The organism is Aporhodopirellula sallentina SM41 (genome assembly GCF_000346505.1).
GTDB lineage: Bacteria > Planctomycetota > Planctomycetia > Pirellulales > Pirellulaceae > Rhodopirellula > Rhodopirellula sallentina.
In genome coordinates, this window is record NZ_ANOH01000013.1 from 1 (window position 1) to 4,698 (window position 4,698).

At 57.6% G+C, this 4,698-nt stretch carries 4 protein-coding genes; 3 read left to right on the forward strand and 1 reads right to left on the reverse strand.

The window, feature by feature from the left end; translation table 11 throughout:
* The 3 genes from RSSM_RS00770 to RSSM_RS00780 form a co-directional block, all read left to right on the forward strand.
* A partial coding sequence (locus RSSM_RS00770; protein ID WP_044300408.1) for a M16 family metallopeptidase occupies nucleotides 1-512 on the forward strand: 512 nt, incomplete at its 5' end.
* Nucleotides 509-1,768 (forward strand): M16 family metallopeptidase, encoded by a 1,260-nt coding sequence (locus RSSM_RS00775; RefSeq protein WP_008673384.1) that lies wholly within the window; start codon nucleotides 509-511, stop codon nucleotides 1,766-1,768. The genes RSSM_RS00770 and RSSM_RS00775, both read left to right, overlap by 4 nt.
* A complete protein-coding gene (locus RSSM_RS00780; protein WP_008673385.1) occupies nucleotides 1,765-3,915 on the forward strand; it encodes a hypothetical protein in 2,151 nt (716 codons plus the stop codon). The genes RSSM_RS00775 and RSSM_RS00780 overlap by 4 nt, the downstream gene beginning before the upstream one ends.
* A 126-nt stretch (nucleotides 3,916-4,041) precedes the next feature.
* Here RSSM_RS00780 and RSSM_RS00785 read toward each other — a convergent pair whose 3' ends face one another.
* A complete protein-coding gene (locus tag RSSM_RS00785; RefSeq protein WP_008673387.1) occupies nucleotides 4,042-4,590 on the reverse strand; it encodes a glycoside hydrolase family protein in 549 nt (182 codons plus the stop codon).
* Nucleotides 4,591-4,698: the final 108 nt, after the last annotated feature.

Sequence of the window (4,698 nt, forward strand, 5' to 3'; positions counted from 1 at the left end):
TGAGCAGCCGATTGTTCGACCGCGTTCGCGAGCAACATGGTTTATGCTACAGCATCTGGGCAAACACGCATTCGATGCCGCCGAGCAAGGACCGGGACGGAAAACGAGTTCCCGCAACCGGTGCGGTCTTTGGCTATGCCGGGACCACGCCGCAACGTGCCCAACAAACACTCGATCTGACCCTGCAGGAGATCAAGCATCTTTGTAAGGGGCTCGAGGAATCCGAACTCGAACGATGGAAGGTTCGCATCCAAAGCAGCCTAATCATGGAACAGGAATCGGCGAACTCCCGTGCCGGTTCGCTCGCGTCGGATCAATTCCAACTCGGCCGAGTGATGCCGACGGAGGAACTCGAAACGATCATCGAGTCGATCACGTTGCAGCAGATTAAAGACTACTACGATTCGCACACGCCTGAGTCTTTCCGGATTGTGACGATCGGGCCCGAGCCGCTCGAGGGTGGCGTCGCGTTTGATGATACAGCCAACATCGCTGAAGGAGAGAAGGAATGAGTGAGTTTCGATCCGAGACCCTCGACAACGGGTTGCAAGTTGTCGCGGAAGTGGACAACCGCGGATACTCAGCGGCGCTGGGGTACTTCGTTCGTGCCGGTGCACGCGATGAGAACGATGCTCAGTCCGGTCTGAGTCACTTCCTCGAACACATGATGTTCAAAGGAACGGCGACGCGGAGTGCGGCGGACGTGAACCGGGAACTCGATGAACTCGGCGGCCAGAGCAACGCATACACCTCCGAAGAGCAAACGGTTTACTACGCGGCGGTCTTGCCAAAGTACCAGCAGCGGATGGTTGATCTGCTCTCGGACATGATGCGTCCGCGTCTGGACGAGAATGAGTTCGACACCGAGCGAGGCGTGATTCTCGAGGAGATCGCGAAGTACGAAGACCAGCCGCCGTTCGGCGCGTTCGAACGTGTGATGGAATGTGCGTACGGGCCGCGAGGGTTGGGACGCCGCGTACTCGGCACGACCGAATCGATCTCGAACATGCACGTCGATACGATGCGGGATTACTTCAGTGCCCGGTATCGCCCGGCGAACATGGTGCTCGCCGCGTCCGGGAACGTGGACTTTGACGCCCTCGTTAAGCAGGCGGGCGAAGCGACGGCGAATTGGAACGACTTGCCGATGCCGAGTGCGTTCGATCGTGACAACGCCGATGAGTTACCGGCCGGTGTCGAACTGAACGCTCGGTTGGACATCCCCGATGCGACTCAGGCGTATCGCGTGACGCTCGCGGGCGGGCCTTCGATGGCGTCGAACGACCGCTACGCCATGCGTTTGTTGTCCTCGATCATTGGCGATGACGGCGGCAGTCGTTTGTTCTGGGACCTGATCGATACCGGCCGAGCGGAAATCGCGACGCTATGGCCGCAGGAGTTCTCGGACACCGGTGCGATGTTCACTTACCTAGTCTGCACGCCCGATGCGATGGATTCGAACATCCGCCTGATGAACGAAGCGATCGACCTCGTGATTCGTGACGGTGTCAAACAGGAAGAACTCGATCAGGTGATCAACAAGACGGTGGCGGGTGTCATCATGGCCTCCGAGCGACCGTCGCAGCGACTCTTTGGTTTGGGTAGCCATTGGCTGTGCTGTCGAAAATACCTATCGACCGATGACCTTCTCGACGCGTATCGGCGCGTCGATGTTTCTGCAATCGAAGCCGCGGCACGAACCTATCTGTGCAGTGAACCGACCGAAGTGATCGCGGCGGCAAGCGACGAACCGAGTTTGACGCCATGAATCGCGGACCCACCGACGTGCCGCCGCTATTGCGGCTCGATGATCATACGACGATCCTCCCAATCATCCACGGCAGCGGACAGTTCGCCTGGCTGACGCGTCGGTTCTTGCTCGAACACCGTTTCGACTGCGTGGCAGTTTCGTTACCTGAATCGTTTCAGGAATCGGTCGAGCAAGCGGTCCTGGACCTGCCCAAACCGTCGATCGTGATCCAGAAACCGGCTCCGACGTTCGAGTCGACGTACGACGCGTCGGCAGAGTTCCAAGGCAGCTATGGCGATACGGATCCGGACGACTTCGACGATGACGACGGGCTCGATGAGATCGCATCGAGCTTTGTCCCGATCGATCCGTGCCAAGGCGTCATCATGGCGATCCGAGCGGCGATGGGCGAACACATCCCGCGTGCGTTCATTGACTTGGAAACCAATCATTTCCAACCGTTCTCGACGGTAATGCCCGACCCCTACGCGGTGCGACACGTGCACTGCGAAAAGTTTGCCGCCGCGGTACTGCCGAGCATCCCACGGCCGAGCGACGATCAGACTCGCGAACGAATGGCTTACATGGCTGCGCGACTCGTGCGGTTGAGTCAGACATATGACCAAACGTTGCTCGTCACGAGTGTTCTCGATTGGCCGTGGATCCGTGAAGCACACCGGTTGCTGCGTGAGGGCAAGGGACGCGATGTCGATTCGTTTGAACATGACAACGTCTCGGTCCCGCAGACCTATTCGGTGGACCCGAAAACGTTGTTGTTCCTATTCGGTGAGCTGCCGTTCATCACCGCTCTGTACGAACGCGCACGTCGGGAACTCGAGGAAGACGCCAACCTGCAAATCGACGGCGTGAAAGAACTGCTCATCGCGGCCAAACAGAGCTACATGAATGAGTTCAAGAATCGTGCTCGTCGGGTGACGCCGCTGCTGTTGTCGAAGTGTTTGAAATACATTCGCAACCTGTCGCTCGTTCACCGACGAATGACCCCCGACATGGTCACGATCGTCACCGCGTGTCAACAAATTCTCGGTGATCAATACGCGCTGCACGTCGCCGAAACCGCCAGCCAATATCGATTGGAACGATCCGTCTACACGTCGGGGCTCGAAAAGGCGGATCACCGACCGGAGACCGACTCGTCCGACATTCCTCTGCACGAGCAGTTCGATGAAAATTCTCCTCCGTCGTTCGATGACGATGCGAAGGAAAATCCGTTCAACAAAGAATCCAGTCTGCACGGGGCGGACGATTTTCCGGATTGGCCGTCGCCGGAGAGTGATCTTCCGGGCACTGACGATGTGACTCTCGGTATCGATCAAGGTCGGTTGCCTGACGGCGAAATCGTGTCTCTCGTCAGTCGACTGCCCGGGCCGCCGTTGACTTGGCAAACGCTATCGTTGCAACGGCGACCGACGAAAGACGAACGGACCCGATGGGAATACGGTTGGAACCCGTACTCGCAGTGCAGTTATCCGCCTGAGGATGAACGCATCGAGATGCTGCGCAATCGAGTATGCGAACGTGCCCAAGCGATCATGGGGCAAGATCTCGCTCGGACGGAGAAATTCACGACCAGCGTGAAGGACGGGATCGATATCCGTGACACGTTGCGACACTGGTACGAGAAACAAATCTACGTGCGAGTGATTCCGCCGAGCCGCGGGAAGCTCGACGCGTGTTTGATGTTGTTCGATTCACCGGCGGATCCTCGTGATTACCCGTGGCGGACGACTTGGTTTGCCGAACATGAATGGGAGTCGACGCTGGCGTTTTTCGCGAGTGACTTCACGAAAGAGATGGTTGGTCCTGGCATCGGAATGGGAACCTACGGCGGTGCGATGTTCTTGTATCCTCCGGTGCCGATCCCCGATATCTGGATGGACCGTCGATTGAACTTCACCGAAACACTCGAGGAGCGTCTGATCGCGGCGGCATGTCTGCACTCTCGTGGTCGGCAAATCGCACTGATGAGCAGCCTGCCACCGGGAGCCGGATGGCGACGGTTGGCGAGACGTTTCAAGAAGCAACTCGTGCACGTGCCGATGACCTCGTTCAGTGACGAAGAGGTCCAGCAACTGCGAATGGTCCACGTTCTCAACGGAAGCGAAGTGAGAAGCTACGCGGCCGAGTTCATTCGCAAGGCATGATTCAAATTTGGCGATTGTCGTGCAGCGAAAGTCGGCAAGACGATCGGCAAAGCTACCCTCACCCAATCACACGGAAACTCTTGGCGAGGTTCGCTACGCCGGCATCGTTTGCACCGTCGGATGCGGCTATTCGCCGGTCAGTTCCGCGTTTTGCTTTTCAATGCGATCACGTTGGGCTTTGTTGAGTCCCTGGCGGAAGTAGACATCCGGTTTATGATTAACCCGGTGTTGCTTCATTGTCGGATCATGAACGTCGAGGCTGAGATCGCAATCGAATCGCACCAACATCGAGTGGTATTCGCCTCGTTTACCCATTCCGATGAAGTGTGCCAATCCCCAGGTGATGCCGCGTCCGTCTTGGGTGTTCGTGAACGCATCGGCGACGTATGGTGCGCCGGCGTAGGGCATCAATTCGGTGATGGATGCGATCTCGAAATTCACCCAGTCTTCGGCGTACTGGATCGTGTTGTGTTCCGGACCGTCCTTGTAGACCATTGCCGCAACACCTTTGCGAAATGGGAACAGTGACGTTTCGTGGCCTGATGTGATGACCGGATTGAGGGGGTGTTTTTTAAACGGCCCCAGCGGATTGTCGGCGATCGCGAGTCCCTGCATTCGCACCTTGTCGGGTGCTTTGCCAAAGTCCGACTTGTAGTAGATGTAGATTTTTACCATCGTGGACGAGAGGGTATGGGTCGTGAATCGAGTACTGGTCCCATGCCCCTTCCGGACCGTTCGGAATCACGAATTGGTTGGCGGGAGTCCACGGGCCGTCCGGCGAGT